The sequence below is a fragment of the Aliivibrio logei genome (genome assembly GCF_001691055.1).
Taxonomy (GTDB): domain Bacteria; phylum Pseudomonadota; class Gammaproteobacteria; order Enterobacterales; family Vibrionaceae; genus Aliivibrio; species Aliivibrio salmonicida.
This window is the reverse complement of the sequence record NZ_MAJU01000007.1, coordinates 1-21,697: the sequence shown is the minus strand read 5'-3', so window position 1 is coordinate 21,697 and position 21,697 is coordinate 1. Positions and strand designations below refer to the sequence as shown.

20 protein-coding genes are annotated in these 21,697 nt (G+C 38.9%); 5 read left to right on the top strand and 15 right to left on the bottom strand.

The features are described 5' to 3' along the window. Positions 1 to 170: 170 nt before the first annotated feature. The 3 genes from ettA (at position 171) to A6E04_RS04110 (ending at position 3,350) form a co-directional block, all read left to right on the top strand. On the top strand, positions 171 to 1,838 hold the full coding sequence (gene ettA, locus A6E04_RS04120; RefSeq protein WP_017020669.1) for an energy-dependent translational throttle protein EttA: 1,668 nt from the start codon (positions 171 to 173) through the stop codon (positions 1,836 to 1,838). A gap of 113 nt (positions 1,839 to 1,951) precedes the next feature. Beyond that, positions 1,952 to 2,314 (top strand): PilZ domain-containing protein, encoded by a 363-nt coding sequence (locus A6E04_RS04115; RefSeq protein WP_026025302.1) that lies wholly within the window; start codon positions 1,952 to 1,954, stop codon positions 2,312 to 2,314. A 22-nt stretch (positions 2,315 to 2,336) separates the two neighbouring features. After that, complete coding sequence (locus tag A6E04_RS04110) at positions 2,337 to 3,350, top strand: M23 family metallopeptidase (RefSeq protein ID WP_017020671.1); 1,014 nt, start codon at positions 2,337 to 2,339, stop codon at positions 3,348 to 3,350. Positions 3,351 to 3,397: 47 nt separating this feature from the next. Here the strand turns inward: A6E04_RS04110 and tyrA are convergent, their stop codons facing one another. The 7 genes from tyrA to ffh all read right to left on the bottom strand — a co-directional run bounded on the left by tyrA (position 3,398) and on the right by ffh (position 9,432). Continuing rightward, complete coding sequence (gene tyrA, locus A6E04_RS04105) at positions 3,398 to 4,531, bottom strand: bifunctional chorismate mutase/prephenate dehydrogenase (RefSeq protein ID WP_017020672.1); 1,134 nt, start codon at positions 4,529 to 4,531, stop codon at positions 3,398 to 3,400. Between the two features lie 6 nt (positions 4,532 to 4,537). Continuing rightward, on the bottom strand, positions 4,538 to 5,611 hold the full coding sequence (locus A6E04_RS04100; protein WP_065610070.1) for a 3-deoxy-7-phosphoheptulonate synthase: 1,074 nt from the start codon (positions 5,609 to 5,611) through the stop codon (positions 4,538 to 4,540). Positions 5,612 to 5,825: 214 nt separating this feature from the next. Beyond that, entirely contained in the window at positions 5,826 to 6,179 is a 354-nt protein-coding gene (gene rplS / locus A6E04_RS04095; protein WP_012549459.1) for a 50S ribosomal protein L19, read from the bottom strand. Between the two features lie 40 nt (positions 6,180 to 6,219). Further along, positions 6,220 to 6,969 carry a tRNA (guanosine(37)-N1)-methyltransferase TrmD gene (gene trmD / locus A6E04_RS04090; RefSeq protein WP_012549458.1) on the bottom strand — a complete coding sequence of 250 codons (750 nt, stop codon included), beginning with the start codon at positions 6,967 to 6,969 and terminating at the stop codon, positions 6,220 to 6,222. 22 nt (positions 6,970 to 6,991) lie between these two features. Next, a complete protein-coding gene (gene rimM / locus A6E04_RS04085; protein WP_012549457.1) occupies positions 6,992 to 7,519 on the bottom strand; it encodes a ribosome maturation factor RimM in 528 nt (175 codons plus the stop codon). Between the two features lie 26 nt (positions 7,520 to 7,545). After that, complete coding sequence (gene rpsP / locus A6E04_RS04080) at positions 7,546 to 7,794, bottom strand: 30S ribosomal protein S16 (RefSeq protein ID WP_026025303.1); 249 nt, start codon at positions 7,792 to 7,794, stop codon at positions 7,546 to 7,548. A gap of 261 nt (positions 7,795 to 8,055) precedes the next feature. Continuing rightward, positions 8,056 to 9,432, bottom strand: a complete 1,377-nt coding sequence (gene ffh, locus A6E04_RS04075) for a signal recognition particle protein (protein WP_017020674.1) — start codon at positions 9,430 to 9,432, stop codon at positions 8,056 to 8,058. A 162-nt stretch (positions 9,433 to 9,594) separates the two neighbouring features. Between ffh and A6E04_RS04070 the strand changes: the two genes are divergently transcribed. Continuing rightward, positions 9,595 to 10,389 (top strand): cytochrome C assembly family protein, encoded by a 795-nt coding sequence (locus tag A6E04_RS04070; protein ID WP_017020675.1) that lies wholly within the window; start codon positions 9,595 to 9,597, stop codon positions 10,387 to 10,389. A 101-nt stretch (positions 10,390 to 10,490) separates the two neighbouring features. Then, positions 10,491 to 11,762 carry an HlyC/CorC family transporter gene (locus A6E04_RS04065; RefSeq protein ID WP_017020676.1) on the top strand — a complete coding sequence of 424 codons (1,272 nt, stop codon included), beginning with the start codon at positions 10,491 to 10,493 and terminating at the stop codon, positions 11,760 to 11,762. Positions 11,763 to 11,829: 67 nt separating this feature from the next. On the opposite strand, the gene luxS is transcribed toward A6E04_RS04065, so the two are convergent. The 8 genes from luxS to A6E04_RS04025 form a co-directional block, all read right to left on the bottom strand. Next, positions 11,830 to 12,348 carry an S-ribosylhomocysteine lyase gene (luxS, locus tag A6E04_RS04060; protein WP_012549452.1) on the bottom strand — a complete coding sequence of 173 codons (519 nt, stop codon included), beginning with the start codon at positions 12,346 to 12,348 and terminating at the stop codon, positions 11,830 to 11,832. A gap of 33 nt (positions 12,349 to 12,381) precedes the next feature. Then, on the bottom strand, positions 12,382 to 12,981 hold the full coding sequence (locus A6E04_RS04055; protein ID WP_012549451.1) for a transglycosylase SLT domain-containing protein: 600 nt from the start codon (positions 12,979 to 12,981) through the stop codon (positions 12,382 to 12,384). A gap of 66 nt (positions 12,982 to 13,047) precedes the next feature. Continuing rightward, positions 13,048 to 14,613 (bottom strand): glutamate--cysteine ligase, encoded by a 1,566-nt coding sequence (gshA, locus tag A6E04_RS04050; RefSeq protein WP_065610069.1) that lies wholly within the window; start codon positions 14,611 to 14,613, stop codon positions 13,048 to 13,050. A gap of 126 nt (positions 14,614 to 14,739) precedes the next feature. Further along, positions 14,740 to 17,592: a M16 family metallopeptidase gene (locus tag A6E04_RS04045; protein WP_065610067.1), complete on the bottom strand. Its 2,853-nt coding sequence runs from the start codon at positions 17,590 to 17,592 to the stop codon at positions 14,740 to 14,742. Between the two features lie 8 nt (positions 17,593 to 17,600). Further along, entirely contained in the window at positions 17,601 to 18,032 is a 432-nt protein-coding gene (locus tag A6E04_RS04040; RefSeq protein ID WP_012549448.1) for a YqaA family protein, read from the bottom strand. Between the two features lie 96 nt (positions 18,033 to 18,128). After that, complete coding sequence (locus A6E04_RS04035) at positions 18,129 to 19,259, bottom strand: sodium ion-translocating decarboxylase subunit beta (RefSeq protein ID WP_017020679.1); 1,131 nt, start codon at positions 19,257 to 19,259, stop codon at positions 18,129 to 18,131. An 11-nt stretch (positions 19,260 to 19,270) separates the two neighbouring features. Continuing rightward, on the bottom strand, positions 19,271 to 21,058 hold the full coding sequence (oadA, locus tag A6E04_RS04030; RefSeq protein ID WP_065610065.1) for a sodium-extruding oxaloacetate decarboxylase subunit alpha: 1,788 nt from the start codon (positions 21,056 to 21,058) through the stop codon (positions 19,271 to 19,273). A gap of 37 nt (positions 21,059 to 21,095) precedes the next feature. Continuing rightward, entirely contained in the window at positions 21,096 to 21,347 is a 252-nt protein-coding gene (locus A6E04_RS04025) for an oxaloacetate decarboxylase subunit gamma (RefSeq protein ID WP_065610063.1), read from the bottom strand. Positions 21,348 to 21,697 lie beyond the last annotated feature (350 nt).

Below are 21,697 nucleotides of genomic sequence, written 5' to 3'. Positions count from 1 at the left end.
CCTAACTTCCAACCTTTTGCATCAGCATACTGATATAAGACAGAGTAAATAACTCTCTAATTCTTCTTTTAGTTTACTTATATTACCCTAGTAACGACAAGAATGAGTGTTAAACTATGTATCATAAATAGTAAAATAATATTTTCATTAACCTACTCTAATAAGTGATTATGGCCGAATACGTATATACAATGTCACGAGTGAGCAAAATTGTTCCTCCAAAAAGACAAATCCTGAAAGACATTTCTCTTAGCTTCTTCCCTGGTGCAAAAATCGGTGTTCTTGGCCTAAATGGGTCAGGTAAATCAACACTACTTCGCATTATGGCTGGTCTTGATACCGACATTGATGGTGAAGCTCGTCCACAAAGTGGATTGAAAATTGGCTATCTACCACAAGAACCTGTTTTAGATGAATCAAAAACAGTTCGTGAAATTGTTGAAGAAGCCGTATCTGATGTAGCAGGTGCACTCACTCGATTAGATGCCGTGTATGCAGCTTACGCAGAAGAAGATGCTGATTTTGATGCCCTAGCAAAAGAACAAGGTGAACTTGAAGCTCTAATTCAAGCAAAAGATGGGCATAATCTTGAAAATGCTTTAGAGCGTGCAGCGAATGCACTACGCCTTCCTGAATGGGATGCAAAGATAGAGTTTTTATCAGGTGGTGAACGTCGTCGTGTTGCGATTTGTCGTCTATTGCTTGAAAAACCAGACATGCTTCTTCTTGATGAACCAACCAACCACCTTGATGCTGAATCTGTTGCTTGGCTTGAGCATTTCCTTGTTGAGTACTCAGGTACTGTTGTGGCCATTACCCATGACCGTTATTTCTTAGATAACGCTGCAGGTTGGATCTTAGAGCTTGACCGTGGCGAAGGTATCCCATGGGAAGGTAACTATACGTCTTGGCTAGAGCAAAAAGATGAACGTCTAAAACAAGAATCATCGAAAGAAAACGCTCGTCAAAAAACGATAGAAAAAGAGCTTGAATGGGTTCGTCAAAACCCTAAAGGCCGCCAAGCTAAATCAAAAGCTCGTATGGCTCGCTTTGAAGAACTTCAAAATACAGACCATCAAAAACGTAATGAAACCAACGAACTGTTTATCCCACCAGGTGAACGCTTAGGTGATAAAGTTCTTGAAGTGACTAACCTAACGAAATCGTTCGGGGATCGTGTATTAATTGATAACTTGTCATTCAGTATGCCTAAAGGCGCTATCGTCGGTATTATCGGCGCCAATGGTGCAGGTAAATCTACACTATTTAAAATGCTAAGTGGTGCCGAAGAAGCTGATTCAGGTTCTATTGTATTGGGCGAGACAGTTAAGCTTGCTTCTGTTGATCAGTTCCGTGACAGCATGGACAATACAAAAACGGTTTTCCAAGAAATCTCTGAAGGTGCAGAGATCATCAAGATCAATAATTATGAAATTCCAGCACGAGCATACTGTTCTCGCTTTAACTTCCGTGGAAATGATCAACAAAAAATCATTGGTGATCTTTCTGGTGGTGAGCGTAACCGTGTTCATTTAGCAAAACTGCTAAAAACCGGCGGCAACGTACTGTTACTCGATGAGCCAACCAATGACTTGGATGTTGAAACATTACGAGCATTAGAAGAAGCACTTCTTGAGTTCCCAGGCTGTGCAATGGTTATCTCGCATGACCGTTGGTTCTTGGACCGTATTGCTACTCATATTCTTGATTACCGTGATGAAGGCCAAGTTAGCTTCTTTGAAGGTAACTACACTGAATACAGCGAGTGGTTGAAGAAAACGTTAGGTGCTCAAGCGGCTGAACCTCACCGCATTAAATATAAACGCATGACTAAGTAATTATAGTCTTATTGATATTTATCATCAGGGCCGCATTCTTGCGGCCTTTTTAATAAATTAAAAAACAAACAGATATCATACTTAAACAAAATACGACCAAAGAAGGAAAAATGATGATTGAACGACGTAAATTTTCACGAGTTGTATACCAATCAAGTATCACGTTAATACAAGAAATTCAGCAATGGAAAGGGTCTCTTATTGATTTATCCCTCCATGGCTTATTAATCCAATTGAGTGACCACTGCGAAATTGAGCTAAATAACCAAGTAATCGTACACTTCACTCTTAATGACAGTGATATACATATAATTGCAGAATGTGAAATCATTCAAAAAACAAATAATATGCTAAGACTCTGTATTAGCCACATAGATATTGATAGTATTAGCCACCTTAAACGCCTGATCGAACTTAATGTGGGTAATGATGAACTATTATTGCGCCAATTATCAGAGCTAACCGAACCAAACTAACCCAAAAGACAATTATTACTTTATGCCTGATAAAATCCGAATTTCAGTCTCTCATAACAAAGGTACGCGTTTTTTCGCTCTTTCTCCTAAACGGAAAAACATGGTGATTTTATCTTTGTTATTAGGGATAAGCTCTTTTGTGTTTACTTGTTTTGGTCTTCATTATTTCTACCAACAACAACAATTATCCAAACTAGCTATCACCCACTTGCAAGAGCAAAATAAGGGCCTAAATAAGCTAATTATTGACAATAACAGCAATAATCACGAGTTAACTCAGCAACTAGAAGCTAAAGAAGATGAGCTTTTAGTAATAAGCCAGCGTATTGAAGATGTCGAATCAGTTCTTGGGTTACAAGAGTTATCTGAAGATGACTCGTTATTAGCAGAAAAAACACTTGAGCAACGATTAGATGTTGCCGCGATAGACTCAGCAGTAAGAGCGACAATGTTTCGCCTTATTCCTAATGATACCCCTCTTAACTATACACGTGAATCATCCAGTTTTGGACGAAGAACTAACCCTATTTCAGGAAAACGACAACGTCATTTAGGTCTAGATCTAACGTGTAAACGAGGAACAGAAATATACGCCCCAGCCGATGGTGTAATAGAACTCGCGCGTGGAAGTAACAAAGGTTATGGTAATTTATTAAAAGTTCAGCATTCTTTTGGCTTTATGACCATGTACGCTCACCTGCAAAAATTTAAAGTACGATCAGGACAGTTTGTAAAAAAAGGAGACTTGATTGCAACTTGTGGTAATTCAGGAAATTCGACCGGCCCTCACTTACACTATGAAGTTCGTTTTCTAGGCAGAGTATTGAATCCTAGATCATTCATTGATTGGACGCCTGAGAAGTTTGATAGTTTGTTCGAAAAAGAACGTAGCGTGAAATGGACACCTTTAGTAAATGTCATTAGTAATGTGGTTAAACTGCAATTAAAGCTCACTCAAAAGCCGACAATAGAACAAGTTGAAGCGATTAATACGGTAAAAGCGGAACAAAAGAATAATCAACAACTTACCCAATAATATATTCTGCTAAAAAAGGTGAGTAGATACTCACCTTTTTTACTAAACTAGTTTCTTTCTCGATGTATCGAATCATTTGCCTGTCGAAGTAAGCCTTTGCTTTCAGCTAAAAACTGCTCCGCGTAATCACCAAACCACGTTTCAACTTCTTCAAAGCTTTCAATAAATCCAACACGATTATGATTTTCTAATAATGAAATTGCATCACCAAAACGCTGATGGAAACGCTTTATCATTTCAATGTTCTCTTCAGAAGAAAGAATAATATCCGCGTACAAATTTGGATCTTGAGCAAACAATCGTCCAACCATCAGTAACTCTAAACGATAAATAGGTGAGCTTAGATTAAGTAACTGTTCAATATCAGGATTTTCTTTAGATAGATGCTGACCATAAGCAAAAGAAGTAAAGTGACGCAGTGCTTGAATGAGAGTCATGCCTTTATCGTGTTCACTTGCAGAAATATCACGAACAATAGCCCCCCAAATTTCAAACTGATCTTTTAGCCAAGAATAAGCATCTTTACCACGCCCATCACACATTACAATAACCTGTTTAGCGAGGCTAGGGACATCTGGACCGAACATTGGATGTAAGCCAACAACCGGGCCCTTATGCACTTTCATCATCGCTTCAAGCGGCTTTTGCTTTATTGACGTTAGATCACACAGAATACAATCATCAGGTAGCATTGAAAGTTTACCGATCACATCAATCGTTAGATTAATAGGTACAGTAACAACAACCATTCCCACACCTTCTAAAATAACGTCAGCGTTATCCCAATCTTGACTTCCAAGAATTCGCACATCATAACCAGATAGTTTAAACATTTTTGCGAATAAACCACCAAGTTGGCCTTTACCTCCAACAATAACAATCGGTCTAAGTTCTGGTCTTAAACATTTAAAACCTGAGTCATTTTCACTGCTGTAAGATTCTCGCATTGTACGACGAAGAATGTCTTCAATAAGAGATGGCGGAACGCCTTTTCTCTCAGCTTCTTCGCGTCTTGAAGCCAACATTGCTGCCTCTCGACTTGGATCATAAATAGGCAAACCATATGCACTTTTTACTTCACCAACTTGTTCAACTAATTGTAAACGTTGAGCAAGAAGATCTAACATTTGTTTATCAACCGCATCAATCTTATCGCGTAAATGACTCAGTTCTACCGCCATCTCGTTCTATCCTTTTAAACGATCTTCCAATACAGGAATTAATTCTTCATGAGTATGACGTAATAGTGCCTCAGTTGATGCCCAATTGATACACGCATCAGTGATTGAAACTCCGTACTTCATCTCCGCTAATGGAATATCAGACGGTTGATTTCCTTCATTTAAGTGACTCTCAATCATTAACCCTATAATCGATTTATTTCCTTCTCGGATTTGATGGATAGCGTCCTCCGCAACTAATGGTTGGCGACGGTAATCTTTACGTGAATTGGCATGACTACAATCAATCATTAATGCAGCATCAAGATTGGATTTAGATAATTCATCTTCACATTCAGCAACAGAAACTGAATCGTAATTTGTTTGTTTGCCGCCACGTAAGATCACGTGCCCATTTGGGTTGCCCTGCGTCGTTAATAACGCAACTTGCCCCTCGCTATTTATTCCCATAAAACGGTGACCAGAAGCGGCTGCCTGCATTGCATTAATCGATGTTGATAAGCTTCCATCAGTTCCATTTTTAAAACCAACAGGAACAGATAAGCCACTCGCCATTTCGCGGTGAGTTTGTGATTCCGTGGTTCTAGCACCAATAGCAGCCCAACTAAATGTATCACCAATATATTGCGGGCTAATTGGATCAAGGGCTTCAGTCGCAAGTGGGATCCCAATTTCAGATAAATCCACTAGTAGCTGTCGTGCAGTGTGCAAACCACCTTCGATGTCAAATGAACCATCTAGATGCGGATCGTTTATTAACCCTTTCCAGCCTACCGTCGTTCTTGGCTTTTCAAAATAAACACGCATAACGATAAACAATTGGTCACTAAGCTCTTCTGAAATAGCTTTCAGACGTTTCGCGTATTCTTTGGCTGCATCAATATCATGAATAGAACAAGGTCCACAAACAATAAGTAAACGGTGATCTTTTTTATGAATGATATTTGAGATCGTCTGACGAGATTGTTGAATAAAATGACGCGCACTTTCACTCAAAGGGATTTTATTCTTTAATTCTTGAGGGGTAATAAGCACTTGCTCATCAATAATATTAATATTACTTAATTCACTCTTTTTCATTCCTACACCTGTAAACTTTTATGTCCATTAAATAGTCTTTTAAGACGAATAGAAATAATCTAACAGGTATAAGCGACAAATCAACCTATGTAATGTAAAAAATACAAAAAAATATTATCGTAAACTTATATTTACAATAATATTTAGGCGTAAAAAAAGGTGCGCTGATAACAGCACACCTTCATAGCACATTTGATAAACGTTCTCGTGTGCGTTACTTTTTAGCCAGCTTCTCTTTGATACGAGCTGATTTACCAGAACGCTCACGCAGGTAGTACAACTTGGCACGACGTACTGCACCGCGACGTTTAACTTCGATGCTGTTAACGATTGGAGAGTGAGTTTGGAACGTACGCTCAACACCTTCACCGTTAGAAATTTTACGTACAGTAAACGCAGAGTGAAGACCACGGTTACGAATAGCGATTACAACGCCTTCGAATGCCTGTAGACGCTCACGCTCACCTTCTTTAACTTTAACTTGAACTATAACAGTATCACCTGGAGAGAACTTAGGTAGATCTTGCTTTAGTTGCGCATCTTCAATTGCTTTAATGATGTTGCTCATTTTTGTATATCCTAGAATAAACTGATACTAAATTTCTTAATTACTTACTTTGCTGATGTTCTTCACGAACAAATTCAGCCAGTAATAATTCCTGTTCGTCAGTCAGAGCTAGATTTCCCAGGAGCTCTGGTCTTCTTAGCCAAGTACGGCCTAACGATTGTTTCATTCGCCAACGAGCGATATCTTTATGATTTCCAGATTTAAGTACACTAGGCACTTCCTTACCATCCAAGACCTCTGGCCTTGTATAGTGCGGACAATCTAACAAACCGTCTGCAAAAGAATCTTCTTCAGCGGACGCAAAATCTCCAAGTACACCCGGAACAAACCGAGAGACAGAATCAATCAACGTCATAGCAGGGAGTTCCCCGCCTGTAAGCACAAAATCGCCAATTGACCATTCTTCGTCAACTTCAGATTGTATTATGCGCTCATCTACGCCTTCGTATCGGCCACAGATAAGAACTAAGTTCTCGTTTGTTGCCAATTCCTCAACACCAGCTTGATTCAGCGTTCTGCCTTGAGGTGAAAGGTAAATCACTTTCGTTTTGCCTGGAGCGGCTTCTCTGGCTGCAGTAATGGCATCGCGCAAAGGCTGTACCATCATTAACATACCAGGACCACCACCATAAGGTCGGTCATCAACAGTGCGATGTTTATCTTGAGTGAAATCTCTAGGATTCCATGTCTCTATAGATAAAAGACCTTTTTTAATTGCTTGGCTAGTTACCCCAAAATCGGTAACCGAACGGAACATTTCAGGAAATAGGCTTATAACCCCAACCCACATGTGCCCTCGCTTTACCTAGGGTTTAGAACCCAGGATCCCAGTCAACTTCGATCCGTTGAGCCTCACGATCAATTACTTTGATCACTTGCTCATCAATAAAAGGAATCAAACGTTCCTTTTTACCAAAAGCATCTTTCAGGTTTGCTTTGACTACAAGAACATCGTTTGATCCGGTTTCAAAGATGTCGTCAACAATACCTAGGCCGTAACCTTGGCTTGTAACCACTTCCATACCAAACAATTCACGCCAGTAGAATTCATCTTCTGACAGCTCAGGTAGTGCATCTGCTTTAACTGCAATTTCCAGGTTAGTATAAGCTTGAGCTTCTTCTCTAACTTCTAACCCTTCCAGTTTGCACACCAAACCTTTATGACGTTTCCAGCTTTCGACTGAAAACTCGACCCACTCATCTTTTACTTTAATAAGTAAAGGTTTGTAGTCGAAAATGCTTTCAGGTTGATCAGTAAAAGAAACTACTTTCAACCATCCACGAATGCCATAGGAAGCACCGAACTTACCTACAACAATTACTTCGTCTTGCTTACTCATAAAATCTTTACCTTTAACCAACTAAATTAAGCCGCTTTGTTAGCGTCTTTAACTAGCTTAGCTACACGATCAGAAAGACCAGCGCCTAAACCAACCCAATGGTTAACGCGGTCAAGATCTAAACGAAGACCTTCTTCTTGACCTTGTGCTGTAGGGTTAAAGAAACCTACTTTCTCAATGTAACGACCAGTTGATTTAAAACGGCTGTCCGCTACTACGATTTGATAAAATGGACGCTTCTTCGCGCCGTGACGTGCCAAACGAATGGTAACCATATCGTCCTCTATTTGCTTCGTACAAAAATTAAATTGGCTCAAAAAAAAAGAATTTTATTGAGCCCTCGTGCCAAAATAAAGCCCCGGAATTTTACTCTTATGAGGTTTCAATGCAAGGGATTTAGCTATTTTATCACCAATTATTTCTGTAATTAGTGAAAAAATGGGGTAAAAAAGGTGCGCTAGGTAAAATTTATTAAAAAATTCACTTGTCGCACCTTGTTATCTGATTAATACACTTTGACAATGTGCAATTGAATATTAGCGGCCAAAGCCACCCATACCACCGCCCATTCCGCCCATCATGCCTTGCATATTACGCATCATGCCTTTCATGCCACCTTTCTGCATTTTTTTCATCATTTTCTGCATTTGAGTAAACTGTTTCAGCATGCGATTCACATCTTGTACTTGAGTACCAGAACCTGCTGCAATACGTTTTTTACGTGAGCCTTTAATTAGTTCAGGGCGCTGGCGTTCTTTCATTGTCATGGAATTAATAATGGCTTCCATTTGATTGAACATTTTGTCGTCCACTTTATCTTTGACATTAGCAGGTAGCTGAGACATACCAGGAAGCTTATCCATCATCCCCATCATGCCACCCATATTTGTCATCTGACCAAGCTGCTCACGAAAATCTTCAAGATCAAAACCTTTCTTCTCTTTGAACTTTTTCGCTAATCGTTCTGCTTTTTCTTTATCTACGTTCTTCTCTAGATCTTCAATTAGAGAAAGAACATCACCCATACCTAAAATACGAGAAGCAATACGTTCTGGGTGGAAAGGTTCTAGTGCATCCGTTTTTTCACCGACACCTAAGAATTTAATTGGCTTGCCCGTAATGTGACGAACAGATAATGCAGCACCACCACGAGCATCACCGTCTACTTTGGTTAGAATAACACCCGTAAGTGGTAAAATATCACCAAACGCTTTTGCCGTATTAGCGGCATCTTGCCCCGTCATTGCATCGACAACAAATAACGTTTCAATTGGATTTACATGTGCATGAAGCTGCTTAATTTCTTCCATCATTTCAGTATCAACAGCTAGACGACCAGCCGTATCAACGATAACAACATCAAAAAACTTTAACTTAGCGTGGCTAATTGCACCATCAACAATATCAATCGGTTTTTGATCTGCACTTGATGGGAAGAAATCGACATCAACTTCTGACGCTAACATTTCTAGCTGTTTAATTGCCGCAGGACGGTATACATCGGCAGACACAACTAAAACTTTCTTTTTATCTCTTTCTTTTAATAGCTTCGCTAATTTACCGGTACTGGTTGTTTTACCTGCACCTTGTAAACCTGCCATTAAAATAACCGCAGGCGGCTGACACGCTAAATTTAGAGCCTCATTTGAGTCTCCCATTATAGCTTCTAGCTCAGACTGAACGATTTTAATGAATTCTTGACCCGGTGTTAGGCTTTTTGATACCTCAACCCCTACGGCGTTTTCTTTTATTCGCTTAACAAAATCACGAACAACAGGTAAAGCAACGTCTGCTTCTAACAAAGCCATACGAACTTCACGTAGCGTTTCTTTAATGTTTTCTTCTGTTAATCGACCTTTACCACTGATGTTTTTCAGGGTTTTGGATAGTCTATCCGTTAAATTATCAAACATATTCTTGCGCCTAATCTGCGAGCATTGATCAATTATAACCTAATAGTATGCAAAATATTGTTGGTTATAATTAAAATTTTTTATCCTAACCGAATCACACCTACCGAGATTGACCTGTACAGGGTATAATCAATCTGTTGATAAATTAGATGACTCGTGATTATGGATACCATTACAGCAATCAGTGCTGCGCTTTTTTACTTTTTAGCATTAGGTTTTGTTATTCCTGGCTTAGCTAGTCAAAATAAAATAAAAACCAATGCTGTATTTATATGTGCGTCGCTTGCATTACTTGTGCATGCGTGGCAATTAAAAGAGCTCATTTTAAATACCTCAGGTCAGAATTTAAGTATTTTAAATGTAGCCTCTCTAATTAGCTTTATTATTTCACTCACGATGAGTGTTTCAATGCTGAAATTTAGAGTATGGTTTATTCTGCCTGTTGTTTATAGTTTTTCAGCCATTAATTTACTTGCAGCAACCTTTCTCTCTGGTGCTTTTATTACCCATTTAGAAACGCACCCCAGCTTATTGATACACATATCATTAGCTTTGTTTGCTTATTCAACCTTAATGATCGCCACTTTATATGCACTTCAGCTGGCTTGGCTTGATCATAAACTTCGCAGTAAAAAATCACTCACGCTAAATCCTAATCTCCCCCCTTTAATGATGGTGGAACGTCAACTTTTCAAGATCATCCTCGTTGGTTTATTTCTACTAACTCTTACTTTATTGACCGGACTCACATTCATACAAGATATGCTCGCTCAAGGTAAAACTCATAAAGCCGTATTATCCTTTATTGCTTGGGTTGTTTATGCCGTATTAACATGGGGGCATTATCAAAGAGGATGGAGAGGACAAAAAGCATTATGGTTTAGCTTAACGGGTGCATTTCTTCTCACTCTTGCTTATTTTGGTAGTCGATTTGTGCAAGAAGTTATCTTAACGTAAACAAGACTTCTAGCTCACTTTTCAAGATCAAATTTGACATATCAAGCACTGATATTGATAAATAACCTTTACATTGTATTTTTCACTGAGGATCAAGTCACTTGGATGACATATCAACCGGCGCCCTATTTACGATTTTAGCTGTACTTATTATTGCATCTGGTTATTTTTCAAGCTCTGAAACCGGCATGATGTCTTTAAATCGATATCGCTTAAAACACTTATCCAATCAAGGCCATAAGGGTGCGCAGCGTGTTGAGAAATTACTAAGTCGCCCAGACCGACTTATTGGTTTAATTCTAATCGGCAACAACCTCGTTAATATTCTCGCTTCTGCTATCGCGACTATTTTAGGTATGCGCTTATACGGGGATTACGGTGTTGCAATTGCTACCGGTGTTCTGACTCTCGTCATTCTTGTCTTTGCCGAAGTAACACCAAAAACACTTGCAGCAATGTATCCTGAGCGAGTGGCTTACAGCAGCAGTATCCTACTCAATATTCTAATGAAAGTTTTATCTCCATTAGTCATCCTAGTAAACCTGATTACTAATGGCTTTCTAAAACTTCTTGGCCTTGGTACAAACCACTCTCACAAAGACAACCTTAGTTCAGAAGAATTACGAACGGTTGTTCATGAGGCTGGAGGACTTATCCCACGCCGCCACCAAGATATGCTTATTTCTATTTTAGATTTAGAACATGTCACTGTTAATGACATCATGGTGCCTCGCAGCGAAATTACAGGCATTGATATTAATGACGATTGGAAATCTATTTCACGCCAACTGGCTCACTCGCCACACGGTCGTATCGTTCTTTATCGTGACCAAATTGATGAAGTTGTGGGAATGCTTCGTTTACGCGAATCCTACCGCTTAATGCTTGAAAAAAATGAATTTACAAAAGAAACATTATTAAGGGCAGCTGATGAAATTTATTTCATTCCCGAAGCAACACCTTTAAATATTCAACTATTAAAATTTCAACGTAATAAAGAGCGTATTGGACTAATCGTAGATGAATACGGCGATATTCAAGGTTTGATTACTTTAGAAGACATACTAGAAGAAATTGTTGGTGAGTTTACTACTTCAATGGCACCAAGTTTAACCGAAGAGATCACTCCTCAACCTGACGGCAGTTTCATGATTGAAGGCAGCGCTAATATTCGAGATATTAATAAAGGCCTGAAATGGAGTTTACCAACAGATGGTCCAAGAACATTAAATGGGCTGATACTCGAACACCTAGAAGAAATTCCGGGCACTCAAATCAAAGTAAATATAGAACATCATCAAATGGAAATTATCGCAGTAGAAGAGAACAAAATTAATTTGGTTAAAGTATTCCCTAGTAGCGATAATAATTAGCTTATATACAAGCACAAAAAAGCCCGTATTAGATTTCTAATGCGGGCTTTTTAAATTCGAAATGAAATTAATCTACAGATAGTTCTTTAAGCATTGACTCGGGAAGAGCCAAGTCATCATTTTTATTTACTTGAATACCTGCGGCTAAAATAGCGGTAGCAATCGCTTTCGCTTCTTCTAAAGAATGCATGGTATATGTACCACACTGATATTCATTTAATTCAGGTATTTTATTCTGATCTTCAACATTAAGAACATCTTCCATTGATGCAATCCAAGCGTTAGCAACCGTTTGTTCTACAGGTGTACCAATTAAGCTCATGTAAAAACCAGTACGACATCCCATTGGTGAAATATCAATAATTTCTACATCCGTACCATTCAAATGATTACGCATGAACCCTGCATATAGATGCTCTAATGTGTGAATGCCTTTTTCAGATAAAATATCTTTATTTGGTGCAGTAAAGCGTAAATCAAATACGGTGATAGTATCACCTTTAGGCGTTTGCATTTTCTTTGCAACACGTACCGCGGGTGCTTCCATACGGGTATGATCTACAGTAAAACTGTCTAATAATGGCATAATTTATTCCTTTAATTTATGGATAGCGGTGACTTACCACCACCAACTACTTTGTCTTTCAAGCTCAACTTTACATTGTTTTAATTGCCAACCATACGTTTTTGCTTGAGATTCAACCCTACGGGCAATTTTAATCAATTGAGGTTTCTTTTGGTAGCTTTTGCGCTTATAGCCGCCGCGACCCTCGTGATAAGCTAAATATTGATTGTAAGGATCCCACTTTGAGATACCTAGTTGCTTTTGGCTTCCGTCAGTATACCAACCTATAAACATTATCGCATCATCAAAACTACTGCGAGATCCCCCACCGGTTTCATCTTCATACTCGCCCCATACAGGGTCTTGAGCTTGTGCATAACCATAAGCAGAACTAGGACGACTCCAAGGTATAAACCCTAACAATTTTGTTCTTGGTGGACGGACATCTGAGCGAAAGCTACTCTCTTGCTTCATGATAGCCATAGCAACATTAATTGGAGTGCCGTATTCTTCATTCATGTCTTTAGCATCATCATACCATCCGCCTTTCTCTCGAAAGATCTCGCAAAGGTTATCCTGCTTTGTCGGCGGCGCCGTAGCACAACCAGATAACGAAACTAAGGCGACAATAATTAGTGAAAATTTATAATTCATTTTTTACTCAATAAAAAAGCACTGCTATTCATTTAGGATAACAGTGCTTGTTATACGATATTTGTTTTATTTCAAATAATTGAAATAATCATCTAAATACTCTGAAAAAGGCATTGTATCACTGGCCTCAATTTCTTTCTGAGCCAGAACAGAACGCTCTACCTCTGTATCCAACTCATCTTTAGTATAGAAGCTGTATTTATGATCTAAATGCGCTTGGCGATGTTGTATTGCCAATTTACAACCAATAATACCAATACCACCAGCCTTCTTCGTTTCAGCAAGTAGACGACCTGAAATAGTTAACTCTGGATTCTCTATCATCGCACTTAGTCGTTGATGAGTTTGTTGGTATGCATCATCACCATTAACGGCATCCATTTTTTTAGCTATTGTGAATAGATCATCAAAAACTCGTTCAGCCCATGCTTTCTGAGTTAAACGCTCCCCTTGGCAACCAATTTGAAGCTCTAACCCAGGCTTACGTCCCAGTTCAACAATCTTATTCCAATTGTCTTTCCAACACGCCATTTCACTATCATCCATAGGAGCAGAATCAGTGAGTACAGACCATGTTAAGAAAAGGTCTAAGAATCGAACTTGATCTTCATCTACACCAATAGGGCTAAATGGGTTTACATCTAAAGATCGAACTTCTATATATTCAATCCCCGAACGCTCTAATGCTTCTGAAGGCTTTTCACCTGGTTTAGCGACACGCTTAGGGCGAATTGGAGCATACAATTCATTTTCAATCTGCAACACATTCGCATTTAATTGGATGTGTTTATCACCCTCTTTTAAACCTATTTTTGCAAACTCTTCCGATGGAGTGCGAATCGCTTTATTCAAGCCTTCAATATATTCATCGATACTATTTAAACTGATTTTCAAATCACTTTGAGCATCATTTGTATAACCAAGATCGCTTAATCTTAATGATGTTGCATAAGGTAAATACAATGTTTTACCTAGTGATTCAAAATTCATTGTCGTTTCTCTACCTTGAATAAAAGAACCACACAATGCAGGAGAAGCACCAAAGAAATAAGGGATCAACCACCCAAAGCGGTAGTAATTACGGATCAACCCAAAATAAGCATCAGATACTGAATCTTGACGATCTTTTTCAGTTTGCTCACCCAGTAATTCGTCCCAAAATTCATTCGAAAAAGAAAAGTTAAAATGAACACCAGAAATGACCTGCATCACACTGCCATAACGGCGCTTTAAACCTTCACGGTAAGTCGTTTTTAATTGACCAACATTAGATTTACCATACTGCGCTAAAGTAATGTCATCATCTTTGCTCACAAAACATGGCATAGACAGCGGCCACAATTTTTCCTCTCCCATATGAGAGACCGTGTAATGATGCACATCTTCTAATTGCTTTAATACCGTTTTAACATCATGAGATACCGGCGTAATAAATTCTAATAATGACTCAGCAAAATCCGTTGTAATGTATTTGTGAGTGAGTGCTGAACCTACGCCTGCTGGATGTGGTTTTGAAGACAGTGCAGCATCAAGAGTAAAACGAAGTGTTTCTCTTTCAATACCACGGCCAGTATTTTTAAAGGCTTTGGGATTAGACGCGACTTTCTGTAATCGGTTAGTAAATTCGGTCAAAATACATTCTCGCTATTGAGGTAGATCTAAGATCTTTATCCTAGGATAGTAGCAAATTTTACTAGTGTTTGAATAATAAAAAAAGAGCAGTAATTAGTATTAATAATGACTGCTGCATATTAAATACTATTTATTCACCGTGATAGATTCGATTGGTAAACCTAACGTTTTTAATTTAGGGGTTAATGACTTAGCATCTCCAACCACAATAATTTGATATTGAGTTTGGTCAAACCACTTAGAAGCCAACGCATTCAAATCCTCTCTACCTAATGTCGCAATTAATGTATTTTGCTCATCAATAAAATCTTCATCTAATGAATAGGTTAATATTTTACCTAGAAGATTCGCTTTTTGGCTTGGTGTTTCGTATTTCAATGCATCTTGTTGACCAACCGCTAAACGCATAAAGTTTAGTTCATCCATTGTCATTCCATCGTTCTTATATTTATCCATTTCAGAAATAAATTCTTTGATCGATTCAAGAGTCACATCAGCTCGAACTTGAGCATAAAAGATAGCCATGCCGACTTCTTTATTCCCCATTAAATAACCACCTGCGCCATAGGTATAGCCTTTATCTTCACGCAAATTCTGATTGATTCGGCTATTGAAGTTGCCCGCTAAGTTAAAATTAGCAAGTTGTGTTTGATACAATTCACCAGTTGCATCAAATGGAATGCCTTGGCGAACAAAACGAACCACACTTTGCGGAGCGTTCGGCTTATCAATTAAATATATTTTTTGTCCCGCTAGCGTAGGTAATTGCTGCGGAGCTAACAAACTTGGTGCTGAACCTTCCCATGTAGATAGAAAAGAGAGCTTAGAGATTAAGTCTGATTTTTGCACATCACCAACCGACACAACTTGAGTACCAATCGGAGTGTAGCGTTTCTTATAGAACGCCTTAACATCAGATAACGTCAAACTTTTCACCGATTCCATCGTTCCATCAGGGGAGCGATCAAATATGGTGCCTTTAAAGAGAACTTCGCGTGTTGCTTGTGATGCTAACCATGCTGGTTTTTGATGATCGTAAACTAAACCTTCGATTGCTTGCTTCTGTAAACGATCAAAATCAGACTGTTTAAATGCCGGAGAAAATAGCATTTCATTCACTATACTAAGCGTTTCATCTAGATTTTTAGTCAATGATGAAATTGATATCGCAGTGGTATAGCTACCAGAATTAAAAGAGATGCTGCTGCCCAATTTATCCAGTCTCTTTTGAATATCTTCTGAACTAGATTTAACCGTACCTTCTTCCATCATAGAAGCCGTCAGTGATGCTAACCCTTCTTTTCCTCGGGAAACATAGCGGTTACCAGCAGGTATTGATATTTGTAACTGCACTGTAGGTGTTTCGATTGCTTCCGATCCCAACACTTCAATACCATTGGCTAATTTAGCTCGATAAATATCAGGTGTTTTTGCTGTCACAGCTTTTGATGGTTGAGGCATCACTGAACGATCAAAATTATCGACGGCTTTACGTACATCTAAGCTGTTTTCATCAATTTTTTGATACTCAGGAAGATCTCGTTTAGGAGTAATAAAGTTTGGTTTTCTAACTTGAAGCTGTGTTTTACCTTTTGGTACTACACTCAGCGTCACTTTATATTTATTTGCAATGTAAGTATCAAATGCTTGCGATACTTTATCAGGAGTCACGGCTTTCAATTCTGCGAGCTGCGCTTCTAATTGGTTAGGATTACCATAAAAAGTTTCATTTGATGCTAATTGAGAGACTTTTCCTGAAACTGATTGCAATCCAAATATTGCTCCTGCTTCTGCACTTCCTTGAACTTCAGCGAGATCTTCTTGCGATACTCCCTCTTTTTCAAATTTATCCAGAACATCCATGACCTCTTGATAAGCCGTTGCTAAATCGTTTTTATCACTAGAGTCCGTCATTGCATAAACATACATGGTGCAAGACAATTCAGCACAATCATGAAAAGCGCCGGCATCGACCGCTTTACCTGTTTTGACTAGCTCTTGATACATTAAACTCGTTTTACCATTACCCAGTAAAGTCGCAAGCATATCAAGACTTGCCTCTGTTTCTTCACCTCGATACGTCGTTGGCCACCCAATCATAACCATTGGCTGTTGAATTCGATCTTCCAATGTAATAAAACGATCTTCCGTTAACGTCACTGGTTGTTTTGGTGCGTTCTCAACTTCAGGGCCTCTTGGAATAGTACCAAAGTATTTATTTACCCACTCTAATGTTTGCTTACTGTCTAGGTCACCACCAATGGTAATAACCGCATTGTTTGGGCCATACCAACGTAAGAAAAATGCTTTCAAATCATTCACATCTACACGGTCAAGATCTTCAACATAACCAATCGTCTGCCATGAATAAGGGTGATCTTGTGGAAATAATGCCTCGCCCATTCGCTCATAAATCAAGCCATAAGGACGATTGTCGTAATTCTGTCCTCGTTCATTCTTAACCGTACTACGTTGTATTTCGAATTTTTTCTGAGATACCGCATCAATCAAGAATCCCATTCTATCGGATTCTAACCACAACATTTTTTCTAGCTGATTTGCAGGGACCGTTTCAAAATAGTTCGTACGATCACGATTCGTTGTGCCGTTAAGTGTTCCACCGGCTTCTGTGATAATTTTAAAGTGTTGCTGATCACCGACATGCTCTGAACCTTGGAACATCATGTGTTCAAAAAAGTGTGCAAAACCAGATTTCCCAATATCTTCACGAGCCGATCCTACGTGGTAAGTGACATCGACATGAACAAGAGGATCTGAACTATCAGGACTTAAAATAACCGTTAACCCATTTTCTAATGTATATTTTTGGTATGGGATAACCGTTGAGCCTTCTTTGGGTAAAACTTGCTCTACAAGCGTTACACCTTGCGGTAAATCTGATGTTTTTGGTGCTTCAAATTCTGAATTACTGCACCCTACTAAAGCCAATGCAATCGATACACAAAGTAATTTTTTCATTTTAATTCCTATAAAATCCCATTCACGGCAAGCGACAACAGTACGTATCGAGCAGCCTTTCCTATCCCAATTAAAATCACGCATGGTAAAAACTTCATTCTTAACCACCCAGCGGCCAAGCATAAAGGGTCGCCGATCACGGGTAACCAACTAAATAATAACGTCCAATAACCGTATTTCTTTATCCATTCTATGGCTTTATGACCGTGTTTCTGTGAAGAAGTTTTATCAGGAAGTAACAAACCAAGCCAATAATTTGTTATCCCTCCTAAAGTATTTCCTAATGTTGCGACTGTAATAACTGTCCACATTGAAAAACTGTCTAATTTTAACGTAGCAATTAAACTGGCTTCTGACGCCCCAGGTAATAAAGTAGCACTTAAAAACCCAGAACTAAATAATACCCATAATGCTGAATCTGCATTGAACCAATCAAACATGACTGAATTAATTCCATTGATTACGATTTATATTGCTACAGCATAAAATAAAAAAGGGCGCATCTGCACCCTTTTATTGTTAAGTTTTATTTGGAACTATCCAACAAGAGCTAAGAGAATACCCGCAGCAACTGCAGAACCTAAAACCCCAGCCACATTCGGTCCCATCGCATGCATTAACAAAAAGTTTTGAGGATTAGCCTCAAGACCGACTTTATTAACAACACGTGCCGCCATTGGCACGGCGGAAACACCTGCAGCACCAATTAATGGGTTAATGTCTTCTTTTGAATACTTGTTCAATATTTTAGCCATGATAACACCGCCAGCAGTACCCACACTGAAGGCAACAGCACCTAATAGTAAAATACCTAACGTTTCTACATTAAGGAACGTTTCTGCTTTTAATTTTGATCCTACCCCTAAACCTAAGAAAATCGTTACTATATTGATCAATTCATTCTGAGCCGTATTCGATAAACGATCAACCACACCTGATTCTTTCATTAAATTACCTAAACAGAACATACCAACGAGTGGCGTTGCTGAAGGTAAAAACAAAATAGTCATCAGTAAAACAGCAAGTGGGAAAATGATTTTCTCTGCCTTACTAACATGACGTAATTGAGCCATCTTAATTTGACGTTCTTCCGGCGTAGTCAACGCTTTCATTATCGGTGGCTGGATAATTGGAACGAGAGCCATATAACTATAAGCAGCAACCGCAATCGCCCCCAATAAATCAGGAGAAAGCTTACTTGCTAAGAAAATGGCAGTCGGTCCATCTGCACCACCAATAATGGCGATTGACGAAGCATCTGCTAATGAGAATTCCATTCCTGGCACAAAATTAAGTAATATGGCACCGAACAACGTAGCAAAAATACCTACTTGAGCCGCGGCACCTAACCATAGAGTCTTTGGGTTTGCAATTAAGGCACCAAAGTCCGTCATCGCTCCTACACCCATAAAGATCAAAAGTGGGAAGACTCCCGTTTCAATCCCGACATAATAAACGTAATACAAAAGTCCACCAGGATCGGTAAACCCTGCATTCGGTATATTTGCTAAGACTGCACCAAAACCAATAGGTAACAGCAATAAAGGCTCAAACCCTTTACGTATTGCTAAAAATAAAAGCCCACAACCGACAAAAATCATAATAAGTTGTTCAAACTTAAAATTAGCAATCGCCGTTTCATTCCATAATATTAATAAACCATCCATGTTTACTTACCTTAGGCTAGAGAAAGCAATGGTGTACCAACTGCTACTGCATCGCCCTCTTTAGTTAAAATATCTTGAACGGTACCATTACGTGATGCTCTGATCTCTGTCTCCATTTTCATCGCTTCAAGTATAAGTAACACATCACCTTCAGCAACTTCAGCACCTGCTTGTACAAGTACCTTAAAGATAGTTCCTGCTAATGGCGCATCAACCGATTCCGCGTCAACTGCCGAAAGTTGAGGAGATTGAACCGGTGCTGTTTGTGCTGATATTGGTTCAACAGACGAAATAACGCCTTGCGGCCCCACTTCTACATTATAGATTTGACCATCAACTTTAACGCTATAAGCCTCAACACCACCTTTAGCCGTATTTGCTTTTACAACATTAGTCGCTGATTCAACTTCAGTTCCAGGGGCAGGTTCAAAGGCATCAGGATTATTACGATTTTTAAGAAATTTAAGACCCACTTGAGGAAATAGAGCATAAGTAAGTACATCATCAATTTGCTCTTCCGCTAAAGCGATATTATCTTCTTTTGCTTTAGCAATCAGTTCATCCGTTAAGGTATGTAACTCGGCCGCTAATAAATCGGCAGGACGACAGGTAATCGGCTCCGCACCTTCTAAAACACGAGTCTGTAGCTCTGCATTAACGGCAGCAGGCGCTGAGCCATACTCTCCCTTCAGGACACCTGCAGTTTCTTTTGTAATACTCTTATAACGCTCTCCAGTAAGGATATTAATTACCGCTTGAGTGCCTACAATTTGTGACGTTGGAGTAACTAATGGGATATAACCTAGATCTTTACGAACTTTAGGGATCTCAATTAGCACTTCATCTAATCTGTCAGCTGCACCTTGCTCTTTTAACTGACTTTCCATATTCGTCAACATCCCACCCGGAACTTGAGCGATGAGAATTCGAGAGTCGACGCCTTTCATTTGTCCTTCAAACTTTGCGTATTTTTTACGAACTTCACGGAAATAGGTGGCAATTGGTTCAAGTTGCTCAAGGTTAAGATTTGTATCGCGCCCTGTCCCTTCTAGCATAGCAACAACCGTTTCAGTTGGAGTATGACCGTAAGTTTGGCTCATGGATGAAATAGCCGTATCTAAAATATCAATGCCAGCCTCTGCCGCTTTTAAGGCTGTGGCGGTAGATAATCCTGTTGTCGCGTGACTATGTAAAGCAAGTGGTACATCACAAGACGATTTAATTCGAGTAATAAGTTCTTCAGCTTCATAAGGTTTAAGTAGACCAGACATATCTTTAATACAAAGAGAATGACAGCCTAAATCTTCAAGACGTTTTGCTAAATCAACCCATGTATCTGAATTATGAACAGGACTTGTTGTGTAAGAAAGAGTGCCCTGAGCATGAGCACCAACATCAATTGTTGCTTTTACTGCTGTTTGAAAGTTTCTAACGTCATTCATTGCATCAAAAATACGGAATACATCCATACCGTTACAGTGAGCTCGCTCTACAAATTTTTCAACAACGTCATCAGCATAATGGCGGTAACCTAATAAGTTTTGGCCACGAAGTAACATTTGCATTGGTGTATTTGGCATCGCTTTTTTAAGTAATCGTAAACGTTCCCATGGATCTTCACCTAAATAACGAATACAGGCATCAAATGTTGCCCCACCCCAAGTTTCTAATGACCAATAACCGATTTTATCCAACTGCTCTGCAATTGGAAGCATATCTTCAACACGCATACGAGTTGCGAAGAGTGATTGGTGGGCGTCACGAAGTACCACATCAGTGATAGAAAGTGGTTTAGACATACTTACAAACTCCTTGTAATGATTTTCCTAAAACAGTTTATCGATTCTTTTGGCGGTGTAATTTAACCGCAGCAGAAATAGCAGCTATAATTTGAGGCTGAACTGTTGTTTGATCGGGATTCTGAACTTTTTGAACAGCCAATACCTGTTTTGGAGGTAACTCCACAGGCAGTAACTTAGACATAAGTTGAACTAGATAGACGAGGATGGTGAGGAATATAAATACAACGCCCATGCCTGTTAGCATTAGCGTTGCTGCTTCCCATAGTAGACTTCCAATGTCTGTCATCTTTTATTCCTTTTTGATGATAGTGACAATGTATAATTTAGTTGTAGCGAACTAATTAATTGTGTTCTTTTATTCTAAAAAGAAAGAATGATTATCTCGACATCAACAAATTTGTCAAATGCGAAACGATCACAATATATTCAAAAAAGAATATTATAGCGAGATGTATCCATACACTGCTATTTTTTACTTACAAATAAGTTGATTACAATCAAGTTACCTAATAATAACCTACAATTCAATCTATTTAATAATAGACTCAATTACTTAACTTACTCATATTACAGGCATAAAAAAAGCCTGATCATAAAGATCAGGCTTTTTAAAAGAATGGTGCGCCAGGAAGGATT